The 21,763-nt window shown below is 40.2% G+C and carries 13 protein-coding genes and 2 tRNA genes; 7 read left to right on the plus strand and 8 right to left on the minus strand.

Translation table 11 applies throughout. The features are described 5' to 3' along the window. Positions 1–50 precede the first annotated feature (50 nt). The 5 genes from HMPREF1320_RS06885 to aspA all read right to left on the minus strand — a co-directional run bounded on the left by HMPREF1320_RS06885 (position 51) and on the right by aspA (position 11,390). On the minus strand, positions 51–1,586 hold the full coding sequence (locus tag HMPREF1320_RS06885; RefSeq protein ID WP_009418085.1) for a RagB/SusD family nutrient uptake outer membrane protein: 1,536 nt from the start codon (positions 1,584–1,586) through the stop codon (positions 51–53). Positions 1,587–1,598: 12 nt separating this feature from the next. Continuing rightward, the gene (locus HMPREF1320_RS06890) at positions 1,599–4,661 is read right to left on the minus strand and encodes a SusC/RagA family TonB-linked outer membrane protein (RefSeq protein WP_009418033.1); all 3,063 of its coding nucleotides are present in this window, start codon (positions 4,659–4,661) and stop codon (positions 1,599–1,601) included. 570 nt (positions 4,662–5,231) lie between these two features. Next, positions 5,232–9,221, minus strand: a complete 3,990-nt coding sequence (locus HMPREF1320_RS06895; protein ID WP_009417950.1) for a glycoside hydrolase family 2 TIM barrel-domain containing protein — start codon at positions 9,219–9,221, stop codon at positions 5,232–5,234. After that, entirely contained in the window at positions 9,218–9,898 is a 681-nt protein-coding gene (locus tag HMPREF1320_RS06900) for a DUF4328 domain-containing protein (protein WP_009418122.1), read from the minus strand. Before HMPREF1320_RS06900 ends, HMPREF1320_RS06895 begins: the two co-directional genes overlap by 4 nt. Before the next feature lie 100 nt (positions 9,899–9,998). Further along, on the minus strand, positions 9,999–11,390 hold the full coding sequence (gene aspA, locus HMPREF1320_RS06905) for an aspartate ammonia-lyase (RefSeq protein WP_009410654.1): 1,392 nt from the start codon (positions 11,388–11,390) through the stop codon (positions 9,999–10,001). A 1,014-nt stretch (positions 11,391–12,404) separates the two neighbouring features. On the opposite strand from aspA, the gene HMPREF1320_RS06910 reads away from it, so the two are divergent. The 3 genes from HMPREF1320_RS06910 (at position 12,405) to HMPREF1320_RS06920 (ending at position 16,808) form a co-directional block, all read left to right on the plus strand. After that, positions 12,405–13,361, plus strand: a complete 957-nt coding sequence (locus HMPREF1320_RS06910; RefSeq protein WP_002673067.1) for an acetyl-CoA carboxylase carboxyltransferase subunit alpha — start codon at positions 12,405–12,407, stop codon at positions 13,359–13,361. A gap of 184 nt (positions 13,362–13,545) precedes the next feature. Continuing rightward, complete coding sequence (gene dnaB, locus HMPREF1320_RS06915; RefSeq protein ID WP_009417990.1) at positions 13,546–15,144, plus strand: replicative DNA helicase; 1,599 nt, start codon at positions 13,546–13,548, stop codon at positions 15,142–15,144. Between the two features lie 176 nt (positions 15,145–15,320). Next, positions 15,321–16,808, plus strand: coding sequence for a GH3 auxin-responsive promoter family protein (locus HMPREF1320_RS06920; RefSeq protein WP_009418048.1), 1,488 nt, complete (start codon positions 15,321–15,323; stop codon positions 16,806–16,808). A gap of 314 nt (positions 16,809–17,122) precedes the next feature. Here the strand turns inward: HMPREF1320_RS06920 and HMPREF1320_RS06925 are convergent, their stop codons facing one another. From HMPREF1320_RS06925 to gcvH, 3 genes are read right to left on the minus strand one after another with little or no spacing between them, the layout of a single operon-like run. Then, on the minus strand, positions 17,123–17,860 hold the full coding sequence (locus HMPREF1320_RS06925; protein WP_009418111.1) for an energy transducer TonB: 738 nt from the start codon (positions 17,858–17,860) through the stop codon (positions 17,123–17,125). 36 nt (positions 17,861–17,896) lie between these two features. After that, positions 17,897–18,244 (minus strand): VanZ family protein, encoded by a 348-nt coding sequence (locus HMPREF1320_RS06930; RefSeq protein WP_002673060.1) that lies wholly within the window; start codon positions 18,242–18,244, stop codon positions 17,897–17,899. After that, positions 18,237–18,617, minus strand: a complete 381-nt coding sequence (gcvH, locus tag HMPREF1320_RS06935) for a glycine cleavage system protein GcvH (RefSeq protein ID WP_009418006.1) — start codon at positions 18,615–18,617, stop codon at positions 18,237–18,239. The genes HMPREF1320_RS06930 and gcvH overlap by 8 nt, the downstream gene beginning before the upstream one ends. Before the next feature lie 504 nt (positions 18,618–19,121). On the opposite strand from gcvH, the gene argS reads away from it, so the two are divergent. The 4 genes from argS (at position 19,122) to HMPREF1320_RS06955 (ending at position 21,679) form a co-directional block, all read left to right on the plus strand. After that, positions 19,122–20,915 carry an arginine--tRNA ligase gene (gene argS / locus HMPREF1320_RS06940; protein ID WP_034554328.1) on the plus strand — a complete coding sequence of 598 codons (1,794 nt, stop codon included), beginning with the start codon at positions 19,122–19,124 and terminating at the stop codon, positions 20,913–20,915. Positions 20,916–21,043: 128 nt separating this feature from the next. Beyond that, positions 21,044–21,116, plus strand: a tRNA-Gly gene (locus HMPREF1320_RS06945). 24 nt (positions 21,117–21,140) lie between these two features. Beyond that, positions 21,141–21,226 (plus strand) — tRNA-Leu (locus HMPREF1320_RS06950). A 204-nt stretch (positions 21,227–21,430) separates the two neighbouring features. Beyond that, entirely contained in the window at positions 21,431–21,679 is a 249-nt protein-coding gene (locus HMPREF1320_RS06955; protein ID WP_009417967.1) for a hypothetical protein, read from the plus strand. The last annotated feature ends 84 nt before the right edge of the window (positions 21,680–21,763 follow it).

Below are 21,763 nucleotides of genomic sequence, written 5' to 3' on the forward strand. Positions count from 1 at the left end.
GTTTAAAAAAGGTTTGTTTTGTAGGGGCGAATGCAATTCGCCCCTACAAGTTAATAATTAGGATTTTGAACTAAAATACCTCTGTTTTTATCAATTTCTGATTGAGGTAGAGGCCATAGATAGTGTTTGGATTCAAACTTACGTGCTACGATACCGTCAGTAACATTGTTGAGCACTTGAGGGGCGATTTTCCAACGTTTGAGATCGAAATAGCGCTCGCCTTCAAAAGCCAATTCCACCCGGCGTTCGTGGCGAATGCGGGTTCTCATATTCTCTTTAGAAAGACCTGCTGGTAGATTAGGCATTCCTGCTCTTGTGCGTACTTGGTTTATATAGTTATACACTTCGGCAGAGGCTCCTGAAAGTTCGTTTTCTACTTCTGCTTTCATTAGGAGTACATCGGCATAACGCATTAGCACCCAGTCTTGTTGGCTTTGGGTAGAGTATTGATAAGGGGCATCTAAGTTAGGAGACAAGAATTTTGCTAAGCCTATATTGGTAGCACGTGCATTGCTGGGAGTTACGTAAACGCCACGGTGCAAAAACTTATCTACGAAGATCGTCTTTGCCATACGTGGGTCGCGAGTTGCTATTGAGGCATTGGTAAAGGCTGTAATATCTACTTTACCGTTAGTTTGTGCTACAGCGGTAGCGGTAGAGCCATCGGCATTTTCAAACTCATTCATAAAGTTAGCCAAAGGCGAAACTACTATCCAGTCGCCATACCACAAATCGGCATAAGTATAGTTATTAGGAGCAAGGTATTTGACTGACATCATTATCTCAGGGCAACTTTCTTGTTTTAAATCGAAAAAGTTATCGGAGAAATCAGGTGCCAATGAATAACCTGAAATAGAGGCTAACACTGTTTTTGCTTCTTGCATTTTGGCAGCAATGGCATTACCACTGTCGTCATAGGCGGTATACAAAATCAATCGCGCTTTGAAGGCTTTAGCAGCGTTGCTCGTCCAACGTCCTTTTTCAACGCTATAAGGTTGAGAAGGCAAGTTAGCAATAGCAAAATCGAGGTCTTGCATTATGAAGTTATACACCTCAGTAGCAGGACTTTTGGCTTTGAACTGGGTATTTAAATCTAATACCTCGTTTATAACAGGTACATCGCCATAACAGCGGTAGAGATAAGAATAGAAGAAAGCGCGTATCATACGAGCTTCGGCTTCATTTCTCTTTTTAGTATTGGCATCGATACCAGAGAAAACTTCTAAGTTTCTCAAGAAGATATTTGCACGCATTACAGCTTTGAGACCATAAGTGTATACATTGCTAACAAAACCTTCGGAATTGGCATAAACATTACCTTGCGATAGCCCAATGGTCATACCGTATTGGCCTTCATTATGTTGCCCATAAGCATTATCGGTAAGGTTATCCCACGTAGGAAGACCTTGCGCAAAGTGAGGGTGTTGCATAGCACCATAACAAGCGGTGAGTGCCATTTTATAGTCACTTTCAGTTTTCCAAAACGTACCAGAAGAAGGTCTATCGTTTGGATTAAGATCTAAGAAATCTTTGTTACAAGCCGTTAATAACAACACTGTAACGAAAAGTGTCAGTATTTTTTTCATATCTTTTCAAAATTAAAATTCTACATTTAACCCCATTGAAATGATTTTATTTTGTGGGTATTGGACAAAGAGTCCGTCGCCAGCACGTTCGGGGTCTAATCCTTTATAGTCAGTAAGAGTCCATAGATTATCACCTGCGAAATACACTCTGAGTTTGGTTAGACCTACTTTAGAAATGATATCTTCGGGGAAAGAGAACCCAACGGTGATATTTTTCAAGCGTAAGTAAGAGGCATCTTGCAAATACCAAGTGTTAAAGCGGCGGTTATGTTCGTCGCCTACTTGATTAAAGTACATACGTGGATAGCTGTTAGAAGTACCTTCGCCACGCCAACGGTTGTTCACATAGTCTAAAGTAGGAGCTGTACCTTGACGAAATGGGTCTAAGCCCCACCCCGTAGTATAGATTTTGCGACCTTCTACCCCTTGAAAGAGGATAGAGAAATCGATACCTTTATACTCTAAATGTGCATTGAATGAATATTCGTATTTAGGGAAACGACCATCTACTACAGTACGGTCATCGTTATCAATTTTGCCATCGCCATTTACATCGCGGTATTTAAAATCACCAGGACGTACGGGGTCGTTGAATTGCTTGGGAGAGTTATCAATTTCGGCTTGGTTTTGGAAAATGCCTATCATCTCGAGCATATAGAAGGAGTTATAAGGCAAACCATCTTCGCGAAGGTTATAACCGTCAATTTCACGCGCTCCAAAATTTACTAACTTGTTACGTGAAATATCAACATAGAAACCAGCTCCATAGCTCAACCCTTCTAAACGACCTTTATTGATAGAATGATTATATTGCACTGACAGTTCGTGTCCATAATTATCCATTTCGCCACTATTAATAGTAGGAGCATTTAATCCTAATGCTCCTGTTACTTGTGCGCTACGGAGTATATCAAAAGTGTGCTTTTTATACCAGTCATACACAATAGAAATACGCTTAAATAGAGTGATATCAACTCCTATATCGGTAACGGAAGTAGACTCCCATTTGATATCGTTATTTGCATAACTTGTTTGTGCTACTCCTGGAGAAAGGGTAGAGTTATCAAACGGATAAGCTCCTGTGTAGTTGAGCAATGATTGATAAGGGTAGTTGCCTATATTTTGGTTGCCCAATAGACCGTAAGAACCGCGTATTTTTAAATTGGTAAGCCATTGCATAGCAGGAGTGTCTTTGATAGAGCTTTCTTCAGAAATGCGCCAGCCTGCTGAGAAAGAAGGGAACCAACCCCAACGGTTAGCTTTAGCAATACGTGAAGTACCATCATAGCGTACATTAGCTTCAAGCAAATAACGTTCTTTATAATTGTAATTAAATCTTCCGAAAAAAGATTGTAAAGCCCATTCTATCGTATTACCATTATTGGTTTGAATGGCGGTAGTACCCGCATCAAGTTCGTGTAAGTTATTAGCTATATAGTCACGTCTATGACCTTGTAAGGTCTGATAATTATTGTACTCTTGGCTATACCCTGCTTGTAAGCCTATGGTATGTTTTTCTGCAAAAGTTTTAGTGTATTTTAGATAGGTAAAGAAGTTGGTATAAAAGTTTTTAGCGTTGTTAGAAATTAAACCTTTACCTCCTACATCGAGGTCGCCTGTTACAGCCCCTGTGTGATAATTGTAAACAGGTACCACAGGGCGCCAGTCTTTATAGGATTCATCGGAATAGGTAACGGCTAATTTGGAATACCAATTCAAGCCTTTTGTCAAAGTAATATCGTCCCACAACTGACCCGATAAGTTGTATTCGGTAGTGTTGCGAAGTGCTCCACTATCGATAATGGCAGGCATATTCTTGTTGGCTTGTTCGAAGTCGTAAGCCTTAGAAACATATTTGCCATCAGGAGTAAAAGGTCTATAAGTAGGAGCCTGTGCTATAGTAGAAAGGAAAGTATCTACGTGACCTTGGCGAGGACGTTCAGTTTTACCTCTATCCAAAGCTACGTTTACACCTACAGTAGCCCACGGTTTAATTTCGGATTTTATATTGCTACGGAAGTTAAGTCGGTCATACTTAAAGCCTCGTAGCACCCCTGGCTGGTCTACATAACCTAGAGCAATATTGTAGAGAGTTCCTTTAGCACCCCCACTGAGCGTAAGATTGTGGTTTTGCACAAAAGCAGGGTTGAACATATAGTCTATCCAATCGAAGTTTGGATATTGAATGCGATCGGTAGCATTCTCATAGGCAGCTATCATTTCGGGAGTGTAATGCCCATCAGTAATACCCGAATTGGTTTTAGCTTCGTTGAACAAGCGCATATATTCAGCTGAATTGGTAACCAATTTGAGCATACGTGTAGGGGTATGAATAGCAAAGTTGTTTTGATAAGAGATTTTGAAATGCCCGTCATTGCCTAATTTAGTAGTGACTAAAATTACCCCATTAGCAGCTCTTGCCCCGTAGATAGAAGCTGAAGCTGCATCTTTGAGCACTGAAATGTTTTCGATGTCATTAGGATTGATGTTTGCCAAAGAACCAGGAACTCCATCGATAAGTACCAAGGGGTCGGAGCCAGCGGAGCTATAAGTACCTTGTCCACGCACACGTATTGAAGCCGACTCGGCACCAGGTTGCCCTGAACCTTGCACAATGCGTAACCCAGGTACTTGCCCTTGCAGCATTGTAGCGGTATTAGCTACTGGGCGTTTGGTAAGTGTTTCAGCCGAAACTGCTGCTACAGCTCCCGTAAGGTTTTCTTTCTTTTGGGTACCATAGCCCACTACTACTACTTCACCTAATTCTTGGGTGTCTTCTTTTAGTTTTACATTGATAATCAAGCTATTAGCCCCCCCCTTGCCAACGGTTTTTTCTTGGGAGGCATAGCCCATAGAACTGAACAATAGCACGTTGCCTGGAGAGGCTTCAATGCTATATTTACCATCAAAATCAGTAGCTACCCCACGGGTAGTTGATTTGATTTGCACACTCACTCCGGGAAGAGGAGTACCTTTCTCATCGGTAACAGTACCGGAAATTTGTTTGTTTTGTGCCCATAGCAGAGAGGTAGTACTCCATAGAGCTATGAGTAATAAGAAGATTTTTCTTTTCATACTTCCAAAACTTTCTATTGGTTATTTAATGGTGCAAATATATTAATAAAAGGAATATAAAACAAATATTTTTGCAACTTTTTAATTATTTTTTATTACGATGTAAAATATATAAGGAAAAATAAGAAATTAATAATAATATCAGAAATGAGAAAATGAGAGAATTAGAAAATTAGTAAATGAGTAGTGATAAAAATTGTTTATTGATAGGTGAGACTTGTCGGACAAATCGAATAGGTTAGAGAGAGCGGAAGGAAACGGAGGAGTTCGGAAGAGGAGAGAGAGGGTTTTTGATGAAAAAAGGCTATAAGGAGGGTGGGGTTAGCTTATAGAGAGCTTATAGGAAGCTTATACGAATCTTGGAAGATTGGTATAGAAAGGGTGTATAAGTAGTTGATTCATACTATAATACAACAACGCAAAAGAAGACAAAAACAGGGTTTCGAGGCGAAAGAAAAAGGAAGAATTGACGAATGGTGAATAACGAATAACAGAAGAGGCTGGCTCTTTAAGAGCCAGCCTCCCCTCAATTAAATTTAATTTAACTTACAATGACAACAAATTAAATTTCTATTCTAATATCACCATAAACTCGGCACCTGTGGCGAAATCTTCACCATAGAAATCACTTAGAGCGGTGAAACGCACATAGCGTGCTTTTACAACTTTGTCGAGCAACACTTGTTGGGCGCTACTCACATCTTTAAAAGCTCCTACTTTCACGGGGTCGCCCCAGTTCTTACCGTCGTTGCTCAGTTGTATTTGGAAATCTTTTACCTTTCCGCTCCAGCTATCAGTGCGCTGGGTAAAGCTAAAGCCTTTTACATTAACAACCTTGCCCATATCGAAATCTACCCAATGTGGGTGTTTGGCTACAGTAACTGAATAGGCGGAGTGCCAAATGGTATTGGGGTCGCCATCTACTAAATGTTTGGCGTCACCTACGCCTGCTTCTTCACTGCTGGCGAAAATTACTTCCATTGCCGTGCTTTCGGCTTTACCGAAAGTAAGGGTGTACTTTTGAGTTTCATCACCTGCAAACCACGCTTTTACAGTACCTCCGTTAGGCAAATAGAAAGGAAGGGTGTATTTCTGTGCTTTGCTATTATTGATGCTGTAATAGATAGTTGCAAGGGCATTGGCTGTACTGATAGATACTTTCCCTACCTTGTTACGAGTGATAGAAAGAGGTTGCTCACCGCTTGCACTTACATTGGTTATGGTTTGCAAATCTTCTTTGGCTGGACGAATGATGAAACCGAAATTATGAGGGGTTGCTAACAAACGGTCACGCAACAACGGACGAGGACCGCAACTATGTCCGCCCAAACCTGTGTTGCCTATGTTCAGTTGCAAATACACGCCGTCAGATTCTGGTAATTGGTAGGGGTGTCCTGCCAGAGTCATATCGATAGCTTTATAAGGCAAAGTTGCTACCGATAGCGGTTCAGCCCCTACAAATACTGCGCCGGCACCCTGAGCATTGGTAAGAGCTGCCCAGCGGGTTTCTTGGTGTTGCCCCATATCTTGTGGTTTAGGGAAAGGCACAAATTCATCGGCTACTTTACCGCTGTAGAGACCTACAAAAGCCCCCGATTTGCGGTCGGAATAATTATCTTGTTTACCGCGACCATAATAGGTGAAGTTCTCGTATTGCTTAGGCAGTTTGAGTAAATAGCCCAATTGTGGCAATACCAAAGAGGCATCGTTAGACACCACGCTAGCTTGTAGTTCGATAGAGCCGTCGGGATAGACGGTGAAAATTTGGTTGGTAGTGAACTTAAAGTCGTTTGCACCAAACTTCTGGTGGGTAAGTTCCTCTATCTTATTCCTTCCTGAGCTGGCACCCCCTATTATTTTAGCTGCATTAGGCGCTTGTGATTCCACCGTGAAATAGAATGTATAACCACCTTCTTTATTAGGTTTCATTGAGGAAGCAATGGCTTTATGATGCAGGTTATGCAATCCTTTTTCAAACCATTGTTCGTATATCCAGTTGTCGTTATTGGTGAAGGCGCGGAAAGCGTTGAGACTTAGGTCGCTGTTGGCAATAATAGTATGCTCACCATAGCGGAGTGTGCCTATCGTACCTTTATCGAAATCAAAAGTTACTGAAAAGTCTTTTCCGGTAATGGTCTTTTTGTCTTTGCTAAGAGTGAGTTTTTCTCCTTTGGCTACAGAGGAAAGAGAAGGTTTTTGGGTAGCAGGTTGCATTAAGAATTGTTCGCGAGCTTGCACAAATCCTTTTTTAGCCCAAGGAGTATCTGCTTTAAGGCGAAATTCTACAATACTGTAATATTCTTCATTGCTATCTAAGGTTACAGGGGTAATGGTCACACTTGATTTTTGCTGTGGCATCACAGAAGGCACTTCAAAAGGACGCTCTTCTACAAGCACACCGTTCTTATAGAGTTTCCATATACCCTCATAGTTTGAAAGATCGGTAAAATAGCCTTTATTGAAGATTTCAAAAGTAAAACTATTGAGTTTTTTCACGCCTATATTCTGATACACTTTCTGCACTTCGTAGTACTGTGGTTTTACTGTTCTATCGGCAAAGATAATACCGTTCATCACAAACTGACCATCGTTAGGGAAATCGCCAAAATCACCTCCATAGGCTTGGTAGCGAATGCCGTCTTTGGTATAGTTGTACATCGCTTGGTCTACCCAATCCCAGATAGCACCTCCGCAGATAAAGTTGGAGCTTTCGATAGCCTCCCAATAGTCGGCGAGATTTCCTACCGCATTACCCATAGAATGCGCGTATTCGGAGATGTGAAACGGATATTTGATGTCGTACTTACCTGTAGCAGCACCCTGTACCCACGCTACGGAAGGGTATTGATTAGAGCCCATATCTACGATGTCGTTATTGCGCTCGTATTGTACAGGGCGAGAAGTATCGAGTGTTTTGAGGTGATTATAAGCCGTTACAAAGTTCTGACCAGGACCTGCTTCATTACCAAGTGACCATATCACAATGGCAGGCGAATTATAGGTAGCCTCTACCATTTCGGTTACGCGGGCTGTGTGAGCCTTTTCCCATTCTTTAGGGTGAGAAAGTGATTCTTTGCCGTAGTAATACTCGTGAGACTCTATATTAGCTTCGTTTTCTAAATAAATACCATACTTATCGCAGAGGTAAAACCAATAAGGGTCGGGTGGATAGTGAGAGTTGCGCACGTGGTTGATATTGGCTCGCTTCATCATCATCACCTCTTCTTCCATTTGTTGATGTGTGAGTACGTGCCCTTGTGCAGGGTGACTTTCGTGGCGGTTTACGCCTTTAAATTTGATAGTTTTACTATTAAGATAATAATACCTTCCTGCCTTTCCGAAAGCATCGTCTTCAGCCTTAGTATCTTTGATTTCTACTTTTCCAAAACCAAAGTAAGACGATACTGTTTCTACCACCTTACCTTTTTTATCCAAAAGTTGAGCTACGAGCACATAACGATGAGGCTCCTCAGCCGACCATAGTTTAGGATTCTTTACGGCTATTGTGCCACTCACTTTATCGATAGCGTTAGGGGCTACTGTTTTTAGAGGAATGCTTCCTTTGGTAGCAGTGGAGGTAACGTCGTCTTTATACAATGAGACTTCGTATACGTTATAGCGCACTTGATAATCTTTTACTGCTTTTGGGCTGAGGTTGCGCACTTCGGCATTGACTTTTAACTGCCAATCGGTGAGGTTTTGGGTATCTGTAAGAATGTTGAGGTTAAAGATTTGCACCTTAGGAGTACTGCGCAAGGCTACTGTTCTGAATATACCAGGTAGGCGGAACATATCTTGTGATTCGAGAAAAGAACCATCGGAATTGCGGTATACTTCTACGGCTACTTTATTCTTGCCTTTGTGTAGATATTTGGTAATATCAAAAGAAGCTACATTGCGTGAGTTTTTAGAAAAGCCTACATACTGCCCATTAATCCAAAGGTAGAAGAAAGAGTCTACTCCATCGAAATCGATGAAGATTTCACGACCGTCCCAATTGGTAGGTACTTCAAAATCGCGGATATAAGAACCTACCTCATTGCGGTACTCATAGGTTGTCCACGTTTTAGGAGGAGTGCGCATAACCCCTTTACGCCAATCGTCTACCTTGCGCTCGTGATAGAAAATCACGGGTTGGTTTACATAGATAGGCACTCCATATTTGAGCGTACCGTTTTTTTGGATACCTTGAATATTCCAGTTAGAAGGCACAGGAATCGTCTCCCAAGCAGAAGCGTCGAAATCGGGTTTATAGAAATCTTTGGGACGCTCTTCGGGGGTTTTGCACCAGTGAAATAGCCATTGTCCATTGAGAGATTTCCAATAGGGAGAATGTTCAGGCAATACTTGGGTAGCCGTCTTTTCGTCTTTAAACGAGAAGAAATAAGCACGAGGGTACTCTTTGTTAAGCGAGAGTTCCTCTACTGACTCCCATTCTTTACCCGTAGGGGCTGAGAGAGTGCCATAAGCAAAACCTCCCAAAGGTTTGTGTTGGGCTAATAAATAAGGAGAGAGTAGTAAACTTAGTAGGGTACTTACTGTTCTAAAATAGTGTTTCATAAATTATTAGTATTAGTTTCGTCTTTTTGAAGATTGGATAATAAGGGCTCTACCTTGGCGTAATCTTTTACGACTTTGATGCATAAAAAAAGGGAAATGATTAACAAAAGGGTACCAATCACATTTATAATTGAGGTTGTATATGACATCTCGATAGTAGGGTCATCAAGCATAGAGGCTCTAAAAACAAAGTAATTTACTACAGAAGAAATAATTGAAAACGTCCACCAAATGGTTACAAAATTAGTAGGTAGTTTGGGTTGTATGTCTCCCCTTTGTATGAAAAGATTGCGAGTACTATCGTATATTTCTTTCATTATGCGATATGGGAGTACCCAGTTAGCAAAAGGAATGAACCAACTCCCTACTGCCCAACCATCGGTATATGAGAGGTTATTTTTCAGTTGGTGCAAGTTGTAATAAGCGCGCCTGAACCACATCAAAAAAAGAATACTCATTATAATGAATATCACAAGCCACAAAATACCTACTATACCTGAGAAAACATCACTCAGTTCAGCTCTTGCAAACAATTCGTCGTCTATTTCACCTACAAGGAACTCTCTAATAACATATAGTTCAAAAATATCTGAAATCAGAAATATGAATAAAAAAGCAAAGGATATCCACAACATTATTATGGCATTCTTAGCACGGGTAGTATTATCTCTTAACATTTTTGTTGGTTTTTTGAAGAAAAGGCGTAACTGGAAGTTGATATTAAAAAAGGTTACGCCTTTTCTTGTTGAATATTGAAATCTCTAAATTTATAAATTATTAAACGCCCAACATATTTTTGGGGTCTAAAATCTCATCGAGCTTATCCTTAGAAAGCAAGCCGTGTTCTAATACTAAATTGTACACTGACTTACCTGTTTCAAGGGCTTCTTTGGCTATCTTGGTGCTGTTCTTATACCCTATATGTGGGTTGAGCGCTGTAACGATACCGATACTGTGTTTTACCATATTGAGGCATACTTCGCGATTGGCGGTAATACCTTCGATACACTTGGTGCGCAAGGTGTCGATAGCGCGTTCTAAGAATACGATAGACTCGATAATGCACTGGCAGAGCACGGGTTCCATTACGTTGAGTTGCAACTGACCTGCCTCAGCGGCGAAGGTAACGGTAAGGTCATTACCAATCACTTTGAAGCACACTTGGTTCACTACTTCGGGGATAACAGGGTTTACTTTGCCGGGCATAATAGACGAACCAGGTTGCATTTTAGGTAGGTTGATTTCGTTGAGTCCTGCACGAGGTCCTGAAGAGAGCAAACGCAAGTCGTTACAAATCTTAGAGAGTTTTACAGCCATACGTTTTAACGCAGAGGAATAAATTACATATGAACCGGTATCAGGAGTAGCTTCTACCAAGTTAGAAGCAGTAACGAAGGCTTCGCCTGTGAGTTTAGCTAAGTTTTCGGCACATAGTTTCGCATATCCCTTAGGAGCGTTGAGTCCTGTACCAATGGCGGTACCTCCCATATTGATTTCCAAGAAGAGCTTGGCGTTGCTTTGCAAGCGGGCGATTTCTTCTTCGAGGTTGGCTGCAAAAGCTTCGAATTCTTGACCAAGCGTCATAGGTACGGCATCTTGCAACTGGGTACGCCCCATTTTTATTACATCGGCGAACTCTTTACCTTTCTTACGAAAAGCCTCAATGAGCAATGATAGGCGCTTGATGAGCGTTTCATTCATCTTGATAACAGCTAACTTTACAGTAGTAGGGTAAGCGTCGTTTGTAGATTGTGATTGATTCACGTGGTCGTTAGGAGAGCAGTGTTGGTAATCACCGCGAGGATACCCCATAATTTCCAAGGCGCGATTGGCTATTACTTCATTAGCGTTCATATTCACCGAAGTACCAGCCCCTCCTTGAATCATATCTACGAGGAACTGATGGTTAAACTTCCCTTCGATTACTTCTTTGCAAGCCTCAGAAATAGGTTTGAGCAGTTCGTCGGGGAGTAATCCCAAAGCGTGGTTTGTTTGAGCTGCGGCGAGTTTTACATAACCAATAGCTTTTACAAACTCAGGGTAATCACCCATTTTAGTTCCTGTAATGCGGAAGTTTTCGATGGCGCGTTGTGTTTGTACGCCATAGTAAGCATCGGCGGGCACTTGCAAGTCGCCGATAAGGTCGGATTCTGTTCTAAATTTTGTCATAATTTTAAATTTTATATTTTTAGTAACTTTATATATGATACTTACGTTATGCAACGAAAATGTATTGGTTTAAAAAATTTCGGTAAAAGTACGGAAGTTTTTTTTAATAGGAAAGAAAAAAGGAAAATATTTTTTAAGACAACGTAACTTCGATTTAAAGAGGTGAGGTTATGCCTTAGAAATTAAACAAAAATTGGTAGATTAGTAAATTTAGAAATTAGCAAATTAGTAAATGAAAGAGATGAAAATAGTTATTTGGCAGGTCGAACTTGTAGGACAGACCGGACGAGTCAGACATTTGAGAATTGTCGAAAAAACTCCGAAAACTCTGAGTTTTCGGGAAGGGTTGGAGAGGAAACAGAGATACTAAGGAGGTATCGGAAGAAAATGAAGGAAATCGGAAGAGGGTTGAGAGAAAAATTGGTGTAAAAAGGCTGTGAGAAGGGTGGGGGTAGCCTATAGAGAGCTTATAGGAAGCTTATACGAATCTTGGACGATTGGTATAGAAAGGGTGTGTAACTAGTTGGTTAATAATATAATACAACAGTGCTAAAAATGTTAAAAACGGGGTTTCGAGACGAAAGAAAGAGGAATCCTCACCCCGTCCCTCTCCCAAGGAGAGGGGGAATGTGGTGACGGAAAAAGGGAAGAAAAATTAGAGAATTAGCAAATTAGAAAATTAGTAAAATGGGGAGGTGTGGGGTCTTAGGGCATAGGCAATAGGGTTATGACGGAAAGTGGATAGGCGGATTGGGAAATTAGAGAATTAGCAGATTTGGAAATTGGCAAATGAGGACGAGAGGGACGAGGTAAGATGGATGGGATAGAAGAGACGGGAGATAAAATTAGCAAATGGGTTGGAGTTATATTGAACAAACGTTGATAATCATTTAATTGCTTGGAAGAATTGCCGGACAAAAAAAGGGAGTTAAGTTTATAAACAAAAAATATTAGTTCGTAATTCAAAATTATTTTATATCTTTGCATTCTAAAAAATCAAATAACGCTTAGTTTATGGAATATTTAGATTTTGAACAACCTATTAAAGAGCTTGAAGAACAGATGGAAAAGTGTCAGGTCATCGGTAATGAAAGTGATGTGGATATGACTGATGCTTGCAAGAAGATAGAAAAGAAACTCAACCAAGTAAAGAAGGAAGTTTATGGTAATCTTACGGCGTGGCAACGAGTGCAAATTTCTCGTCACTTAGAGAGACCTTATACTCTTGACTATATCAACTCACTTGCAGGAAACACTTTTTTGGAACTTCACGGCGACCGTACAGTGAAAGACGATAAGGCGATGATAGGAGGTTTTGGAAAGATAGATGACCAGAGTTTTTTGTTTATTGGTCAGCAAAAAGGAGTAAATACTAAGATGCGACAATATCGCAATTTTGGTATGGCAAACCCCGAAGGGTATCGCAAAGCCTTGCGATTGATGAAACAAGCTGAAAAGTTTAACATTCCTATAGTGAGTTTTGTAGACACGCCAGGAGCTTTCCCTGGTATTGAAGCTGAAGAACGCGGACAAGGAGAAGCTATTGCTCGCAATATATTGGAGATGTCACGTTTGAAAGTGCCTGTAATAGTGTTTATCATAGGCGAAGGAGCTTCGGGAGGAGCGCTAGGTATCGGTGTAGGAGATAAAGTGTATATGCTTGAAAATACTTGGTATTCGGTAATATCGCCAGAGTCTTGTTCCTCTATATTATGGCGTAGCTGGGAGTACAAAAAAGAAGCTGCTGAAGCACTAAAGCTTACCGCTCCTGATATGAAGAAGTTAAAACTGATAGATGAGATTATTAAAGAACCACTCGGGGGGGCACATCGCGATCGCGAAATGATGTTTGCTACTGTTCGCAAAGTGATATTGGACACTTATAAGGATTTGAAGAAGCTTCCCACCGATAAATTGGTTGAAAAACGAATGAACAAGTACCTCGCGATGGGAGTGTTCAGTGAGAAGTAAGAAAATGATAATATCAACAACTTATAAAGGTGCTATTTAAGCGCCTTTTTTATAAAATGAAGATAGTAAACGGTTGCTAAATAGAAGAGTAAAGAAAACTTTTTAGAAGTTATCAACAGACTATTAACAGTGTTTGTGGGTAAAATCATCTTCCCGAAATTAAACTATTTCGTATCTTTGCCGTATGAACGAAACAGAAAATATATCCGTACCAGAAATTGTTCCTGCAATACAACCATTCTCGCGAACACAAGTGAGTTTAGAGCGAGGGAAGCTTCCTCCACAAGACCTCAATCTTGAAGAAGCTATCTTGGGAGCTATGCTCATTGACAAGAAAGGCGTTGATGATGTGATAGACATACTCAACCCAGAAGTTTTTTATAAAAAACAACATCAACTTATCTATCAAGCCATCTTTGAACTTTTCAACGAATCGGAAGCTATCGACCTGCTTACGGTGGCAGAACAACTTCGCAAAAATGGCAATTTGGAGGCGGTGGGAGGAGAGTTTTACCTTATTAATCTCACCCAACGAGTATCATCATCTGCTAACGTGGAATTTCACGCACGTATTATTTTACAGAAGTTCATCAAGCGCAAGCTCATTGAAATTTCTTCGGAAATTATAGAAGACGCCTACGACGATACTCGTGATGTGTTTGATTCGTTGGACAGTGCTGAGCAGAAACTCTATGAAGTAACACAAGGTAACCTAAAACGTTCTAGTGAAGCAGCAGGAGATTTGGTGATAAAAGCACGCAAGAAAATACAAGACCTATCTAATAAAAAAGACGGTTTTAGTGGAGTTCCTTCGGGCTTTACTAAACTCGACCAACTCACCTCAGGTTGGCAAGCGAGTGACCTTATTATTGTGGCAGCGCGCCCAGGTATGGGGAAAACAGCCCTCACGCTTTCTATGGCGAGAAATATAGCAGTAGGGCAGGGGATACCAGTAGCGTTTTTCTCGTTGGAAATGTCGTCGGTACAGCTTATTACGCGTTTGATTTCCTCGGAAACAGGTCTGTCGTCAGAGAAATTGCGTACTGGAAAACTTAGTGATGGCGAATGGGATGTGTTAAATGCCAAGGTGAAAGACCTAGAAAAGGCTCCACTTTTTATAGATGATACGCCTTCTATATCAATTTTTGACCTTCGAGCTAAAGCGCGCCGACTCTCTACACAGCACAGCATTCAGCTAATTATCATTGATTACTTACAGTTGATGACGGCAGGAGGTAGCAAAGGAGTGGGTAACCGCGAGCAAGAGATTTCTACAATTTCTCGTAACTTAAAAGCTCTCGCTAAGGAGTTGAACATACCCGTAATAGCGCTTTCACAGCTTTCGCGTAATGTGGAATCACGTCCTGGACAGCAAAAGCGTCCACAGTTATCCGACTTACGCGAATCAGGAGCGATTGAACAAGATGCCGATATTGTATCGTTTATCTACCGTCCTGAATACTATAAAATTACAGAATGGGACGACGAATCAGGAACACCTACCGCTGGACAAGCTGAATTTATTGTGGCTAAACACCGCAATGGAGGTTTGGATAGTATCCGATTGAAGTTTGAAGGACATTTGGGAAGGTTTGCTAACTTAGAGGAATATGACAGTGGAGGCTATTTACAACCCATAGGAGGGTATCAAGAAATTTCTTCAAAATTGAATGAAAACCTAGCCTTAGAAGCCTTGCCAATGGCAACCCCTACACAAGCATTCAAATCCACTCCCCTCATCACAACTAAAGATGATGATGGGTATAATGGGGTAGAATTTTAAAATTAGAAGTTTAAAAAAGCTCACGAAGTGTGTGGATATCCAAGAATCTTTTTTTGCCATTCTTCTCAATAGCGTAAAACGATGCCGAGAGAGGAATGGCTTTGTTATAAAATTAATACTTATCGTATTGCAAATTAAAAAAAGTAGTATCTTTGCGGAGTCAAACAGACTTCATTATGATTAAATCATATATATCCAAAATATTTGCCTCTATCGTTAAAAAAAAGATAGACCGCTGGGCTAAAGCTCCAATAGACACACAACAAAAAGTATTCCAGTCGCTAATAACACAAGCTAAAAATACGGCTTTTGGGCGTGACCATCATTTTGAGGAAATCAAAACGTATGAAGATTTTGTTGCCCGCGTACCTATACGCGATTATGAAGCCCTGCGCCCTTATATCGATAGGGTAGTGGAAGGCGAAAAAGATGTGTTATGGAAAGGCAAACCGCTCTATTTTGCTAAGACTTCAGGGACTACCAGCGGGGCGAAGTATATCCCTATTACCAAAGCCTCGATGCCCTTCCATATTCAGGCAGCACGTGATGCGATTTTATGTTATATACACGAGACTAAAAAAGCCGATTTTGTAGAAGGAAAGATGATTTTCTTGCAAGGGAGTCCTATTTTAGGCGAAAAACACGGCATTAAAACAGGGCGACTTTCGGGCATAGTAGCACACTATGTACCTGCTTATTTGCAGCGCAATCGTATGCCTTCGTACAAAACTAATTGTATAGAAGATTGGGAAACCAAAGTAGAAGCAATTGTTACCGAAACTTTCTCTAAAAATATGACTTTGATTAGTGGGATACCTTCGTGGGTGCTGATGTACTTCGAACGGTTGTACACGCGCTCAGGTATCAAGATAGGAAAACTGTTTCCTAACTTTAATCTGTTTATTTATGGAGGGGTGAACTACGAGCCTTATCGCCAACAATTTGAGCACCTCATCGGGCGCAAAGTGGATAGCATAGAACTCTATCCCGCCAGCGAGGGATTCTTTGCCTATCAAGATAGTCAAACAGAGAAAGGAATGCTCTTACTGCTTAATTCGGGTATTTTCTACGAGTTCGTAGAAGCCGATACTTTCTTCAGCGATGCCCCAAAACGAGTGGCTTTGCAGGACGTACAATTGGGGGTAAACTATGCACTCATTATTTCTACCAATGCCGGACTTTGGGGCTACAATATAGGCGACACGGTGCAGTTTACTTCGCTTGCGCCTTACCGCATAGTAGTTACGGGGCGCATTAAGCATTTTATTTCAGCTTTTGGCGAACACGTGATTGGTAAAGAAGTGGAAGAGGCAATGCGCGAGGGGTTAGAGGCTACAGGAGCGCGTATCACAGAATTTACGGTCGCTCCTCAGGTAAATCCGGTAGGGGGTGAATTGCCTTATCACGAGTGGTTTGTAGAATTTGAGCAAAAACCTACTGATATGAAACGCTTTGCCCAAGTGATAGATGAGGCGTTACAAAAACAGAATATGTACTACTACGACCTCATACAAGGGAAAGTACTCCAACCGCTCAAAATAACCGAAGTCCCCGAAGACGGTTTTGCCTCTTATATGAAGTCGCAAGGAAAGCTCGGCGGACAGAACAAAATACAGCGATTGGCGAATGATAGAAGTGTTGTGGAGCGATTAGTTAAAAGTTAAGATTAAGACTGATTACTTAAGAAGCGTAAATTATCTCGCATATTCAGTTCTTGAGGACTTTGACTCTACAAATATTTGCAAATCATTTTTGCTTAACAATAATGTAGAATTATTAAATGATGTGAGTTCGACGTAAGAAAAGTGTAGCTTACGCTACAGAAATCTATACAAATCTATACAAATCAAACAAATAGGCAACAAGTAGCCTGAAAGTCTCGCACAGATTACAGTATAAAAGCTGTAAATCAGTATTATATTATCGAACTGACGTTAAATAAAAAAGCCAATAGTAAAGTACTATTGGCTTTTGTTTTTTAGTTATTTTGTAATTTGTAGTTGATAGGGTAAGCAAAGGTAACCGGTGTAGGTTTACCGCGTTGTTTACCAGGGATAAGTCTAGGAAGTTTCATAATAAGTTTCTTAGCATCTTCTTCCAAAACTTTATCGGGACCACGCACTCCTAAAACGGTAATAGTACCATCGGTATTGATGCGGAAGTTTACAAATACTTTTCCTTGAATACCCATTTCGGCAGCAGCTTGTGGATAACTAAAGTTCTTTACTACGTGTTTGTTCAAGTTTTCTTGAAAACATTTCATTTGTTGATCTTTAGGAACGTTTTTACAAGCTTCGAACATAGGTTTATCTTCGATAATAGTAAAAGGCACATCTACATCAGGAGCTTCTTCTACTACAGTTTGTTTAATTTCTTCTACTTTAGCTATTTGCTCATTTTTAGTAGTTTCAGTAGTACCGATTACTTGTTCTTCGATTTTAGTATCGTTTTCCACTACTTTTACTTCTTCTACCGCTGTAGGAGCTGGAGGTGGTGGAGGTGGTGGAGTTTCAGGAGGAGTCTCCATTGTGAAGTTCTCTTGATTTTCGTCAAGAGCCTTATCCACATCTGACGTACGGTTGTCTTGAACGCTTTTGTCATACACTTTTGCTTCGAACCCCCATAAGGTAAGGGCTGATACAAGAGCGAATCCTATGGCAAAGAACAATCCGCTACTTTTTGCCAAATCGGCTTTCGGATTTTTTTTAGGTTGCATAATGATTTTCTTTTAAAAGGTTATTAAATATACTTTTTATCTGAAAAGCTTTTCATACTTTCTCATAAACAGTAGAGCAACAACTGTGCCAAATGTATTGAAGAGCATATCAATATAGTCGGCAGAGCGAGTAGTGGTGAGTAAGCCTTGTAGTATTTCCATTGTTGCGCCTAAAAGCAAAGCGGTGATTACTGCCCATAATTTACTTCTAAATGCTAATATAAACAGCGCTGTGTAACCGAAATAGAAGCTGAAATGAGCGACTTTGTCTAAATAGGGAATGCGAGGTGCTTTGGGCATTTCGCTAGATGAGATAAGACTTAGAGTGATAATAGCTATCGTCCATATCCCCCATAACAAAGTGTATTTGTGTTTTTTAAGCATTTATTAGGGTTTTATACGCTTCGGCTGAGAGTAGATTATCTAACTGGGTAATATCGCTTATTTTCAGTTGTATTATCCACCCTTTGCCATATGGGTCGGTATTTACTTTCTCAGGTTTTTGGTTTAGCGGTTCATTAAAGGCGATTACTTCGCCCGTGAGGGGCATAAATAAATCGGATACTGTTTTTACGGCTTCGATACTGCCAAATACTTCATCTTCATTAAGGGTATCGCCTATGGTTTCTACTTCCACATACACAATGTCGCCCAATTGGTGTTGTGCAAAATCGGTAATGCCTGCTGTGGCTATATCACCTTCGATGCGCACCCATATGTGTTCTTTAGTGTATTTTAAATCGGATGGAAAGTTCATTGCCCAATAAATGTCTTAAAAAGCGAGCCAAAGGTACTTTCTTTTTTTGTAACTACCAAATTTTTATTAGAAAAATTTTAACATTTTATTTGAGTTGTGGGATAATGGTCGGTAAATTAGTAGATTAGGTGTGAGCTAAACGAGTGGTTAATGATTAATGGCGAATGATTAATGGTTAATGGTTAATGGTTAATGGTTAATGGTTAATGGTTAATTTGGGAGAGGATTATACAAAGCTTATAGGATAATCGAACAATGAGTGGGTCTACAGTGGGTCTACAGTGGGTCTATAGTGGGTCTACAGTGGGTCTATAGTGGGTCTATAGTGGGTCTACAGTGGGTCTACAGTGGGTCAATAGTGATAGAAGACTAAAAGGAGGAGGGAGATAAGGTGAGGAAAAGCTGAGGATAAGAAGGAGAGTGCTAGGAATAAAACTGAAAGCAAAATGTTTTTATATATTAAATTATTTGTACCTTTGCCCTCTCAAAACAAAGAATTTGCAAATGTTGAACTTAAACGATACTCTTAAACAACATATATTACAAGCTGTACAGGAACTGTATGGTGTGAGCTTAGAAAGCGTTGAATTGCAACAGACTAAAAAAGAGTTTGTGGGCGATGTTACTCTTGTGGTGTTTCCGCTATTGCGTCATATCAAAGGTAATCCTGTGCAGATAGGAGAACAAATAGGAGGGTACTTAAAAGAGAAAGTAGGTGATTTGGTAACTGACTTCAATGTGATTAAAGGTTTTTTAAATCTTGTAATTGCTGATAGTTACTACATCGACTTTTTAAAAGAAGTGAAGAATAATCCTCAGTTTGGTTTGGCAACGCCTAATAGCAAAGAGGCTATTCTGGTGGAATACTCATCGCCTAATACTAATAAACCGTTGCACTTAGGGCATATCCGCAACAACCTCTTAGGGTATTCGGTAGCTGAAATCTTAAAAGCAGCGGGACATAAGGTGTATAAAACCCAAATCATCAACGATAGGGGGATACACATTTGCAAATCGATGGTGGCGTGGCAACGTTTTGGCAATGGTGAGACTCCTGAAAATACAGGGTTGAAGGGTGATAAATTAGTAGGCAACTACTATGTGGCGTTTGATAAGGCGTACAAAGCTGAAATACAGCAATTAGTAGAACAAGGGAAGACCAAAGAAGAAGCGGAAAAACAAGCTCCTATATTTGTAGCAGCCCAAGAGATGCTTCGCCAATGGGAAGCGGGCAACCCCGAAGTAATAAAACTTTGGAAACAGATGAATGGCTGGGTATACGATGGTTTTGCCGTTACTTATAAGAATTTAGGCGTTGATTTTGATTCGTATTACTACGAGAGCAGTACCTATTTGTTAGGGAAAGACATTGTGGAACGCGGTTTGGAGCAAGGTGTGTTCTTCAAGAAAGAAGATGGTTCGGTTTGGTGTGACCTTACCGCTGATGGCTTAGATGAGAAGTTGGTGCTTCGTGCTGATGGGACGTCGGTTTATATAACGCAAGATATGGGGACTGCTACTCAGCGTGTGAAGGACTATCCTGATGTAAAAGGAATGGTTTACACGGTAGGTAACGAGCAAGATTATCACTTCAAAGTGCTTTTTCTTATCCTCAAAAAGTTGGGCTACGATTGGGCATCACACTTGTATCACCTGAGCTATGGTATGGTAGATTTGCCCAGTGGCAAGATGAAAAGTCGCGAGGGCACCGTAGTAGATGCCGATGACCTTATTGCTGAAATGGAGCAAACCGCCAAAGAGATTTCACAGGAATTGGGCAAACTCGACGGTTATACCGAAACGCAGAAAGAAGCCTTGTATCACACCATAGGTTTGGGAGCCTTAAAATACTATATATTAAAAGTAGACCCCAAGAAGCGCATTTTGTTTGACCCTAAAGAGTCTATTGATTTTCAAGGGAATACAGGTCCGTTTATACAATACACTTACGCTCGTATCCAGTCGATTATGCGCAAGTATGCTGAAATGGGAGGTAAGAATGAAGCAGCGATAGAGAAAGTTAATGGTTTACACGAAAAAGAGAAGGCTTTGTTAAAGAGCATCACCCTATTTCCATCGGTTGTACAAGATGCTGCTGATAGTTATAGTCCTGCTATTATTGCCAATTATGTGTATGATTTGGTAAAAGACTTTAATTCGTTTTACCAAAATGTATCGATTTTGGGAGAGGAAGAGGAGAGCAAGCGTGATTTCAGGGTAATGTTGAGCAAGAAAATAGGAGAAATTATAGCAGAGTCGTTTAAAATGCTGGGTATACAAGTTCCTGAAAGAATGTAGGTTATAATAGTAGTATAAAAAAGTTATAAAAAAAGTATTCAAAAAATTTGCAGGAATGAATAATTGTTGTACCTTTGCAACCGCAAATAAAGGAAAAGCCAGTTGCGAATTTATTGAAAAAGAAATAAGCGAAAATAGCTCAGTTGGTAGAGCGCAACCTTGCCAAGGTTGAGGTCGCGGGTTCGAACCCCGTTTTTCGCTCTTTTTTTATGTTTATCATAGAAGGCTCGGATGGTGGAATCGGTAGACACGCTGGACTTAAAATCCAGTGGGCAGTAATGCCTGTGCGGGTTCAAGTCCCGCTCCGAGTACAGCTCTAAGTCATAAGCCCTTGTTTATCAAGGGCTTATATTTTTTAATGCGTGATTTTTCCCAACATTTTCCCAACAATTTAAAAAAAGTACATTCTCTAAAGGATATTTTCCTTCAAGAGTAGAGTAAGAAATTTTAGAAATCATTACTTTTTTAAGTAGTGATTTTTTTGCTTCTATATTAACTCTTAAAAATATTTGACTATGGAAACAGCTGTAACATTTGCTACCTCTGATATAGATAAACTAAATTCAATAAAAGATTTTATAAAGTCTTTAAATGTACCCATTATTCAAGAAGAAGACATACCTCAGCCTATTGAAATGACGCCAAGATTAATGGCTTTTCTTGATGAAATAGAAACACGTAACACTCCTTTTGAAGAGTATGAAGATTCGTATGTAGTGGTTAATAGACTTGCATCTAAATATGGACTTACCTTACAAAATTAGTCATTCCTCACAATAAGAAATAAAGATAGTTACTATTGAGGGAATACTCACTCTTACTTGCTTCTATATTAGACAAATTAACAC

The organism is Capnocytophaga sp. oral taxon 335 str. F0486 (genome assembly GCF_000277665.1).
GTDB lineage: Bacteria > Bacteroidota > Bacteroidia > Flavobacteriales > Flavobacteriaceae > Capnocytophaga > Capnocytophaga ochracea.

What these genes read in the sequence shown, in the direction of transcription:
- argS (WP_034554328.1), top strand. Translation starts at nt 19,122, where the DNA reads ATGTTGAACTTAAACGATACTCTTAAACAACATATATTACAAGCTGTA.
- HMPREF1320_RS06900 (WP_009418122.1), bottom strand. Translation starts at nt 9,898, where the DNA reads ATGTTAAGAGATAATACTACCCGTGCTAAGAATGCCATAATAATGTTG.
- HMPREF1320_RS06885 (WP_009418085.1), bottom strand. Translation starts at nt 1,586, where the DNA reads ATGAAAAAAATACTGACACTTTTCGTTACAGTGTTGTTATTAACGGCT.
- HMPREF1320_RS06925 (WP_009418111.1), bottom strand. Translation starts at nt 17,860, where the DNA reads ATGCAACCTAAAAAAAATCCGAAAGCCGATTTGGCAAAAAGTAGCGGA.
- HMPREF1320_RS06955 (WP_009417967.1), top strand. Translation starts at nt 21,431, where the DNA reads ATGGAAACAGCTGTAACATTTGCTACCTCTGATATAGATAAACTAAAT.
- aspA (WP_009410654.1), bottom strand. Translation starts at nt 11,390, where the DNA reads ATGACAAAATTTAGAACAGAATCCGACCTTATCGGCGACTTGCAAGTG.
- HMPREF1320_RS06895 (WP_009417950.1), bottom strand. Translation starts at nt 9,221, where the DNA reads ATGAAACACTATTTTAGAACAGTAAGTACCCTACTAAGTTTACTACTC.
- dnaB (WP_009417990.1), top strand. Translation starts at nt 13,546, where the DNA reads ATGAACGAAACAGAAAATATATCCGTACCAGAAATTGTTCCTGCAATA.
- HMPREF1320_RS06890 (WP_009418033.1), bottom strand. Translation starts at nt 4,661, where the DNA reads ATGAAAAGAAAAATCTTCTTATTACTCATAGCTCTATGGAGTACTACC.
- HMPREF1320_RS06930 (WP_002673060.1), bottom strand. Translation starts at nt 18,244, where the DNA reads ATGCTTAAAAAACACAAATACACTTTGTTATGGGGGATATGGACGATA.
- HMPREF1320_RS06920 (WP_009418048.1), top strand. Translation starts at nt 15,321, where the DNA reads ATGATTAAATCATATATATCCAAAATATTTGCCTCTATCGTTAAAAAA.
- gcvH (WP_009418006.1), bottom strand. Translation starts at nt 18,617, where the DNA reads ATGAACTTTCCATCCGATTTAAAATACACTAAAGAACACATATGGGTG.
- HMPREF1320_RS06910 (WP_002673067.1), top strand. Translation starts at nt 12,405, where the DNA reads ATGGAATATTTAGATTTTGAACAACCTATTAAAGAGCTTGAAGAACAG.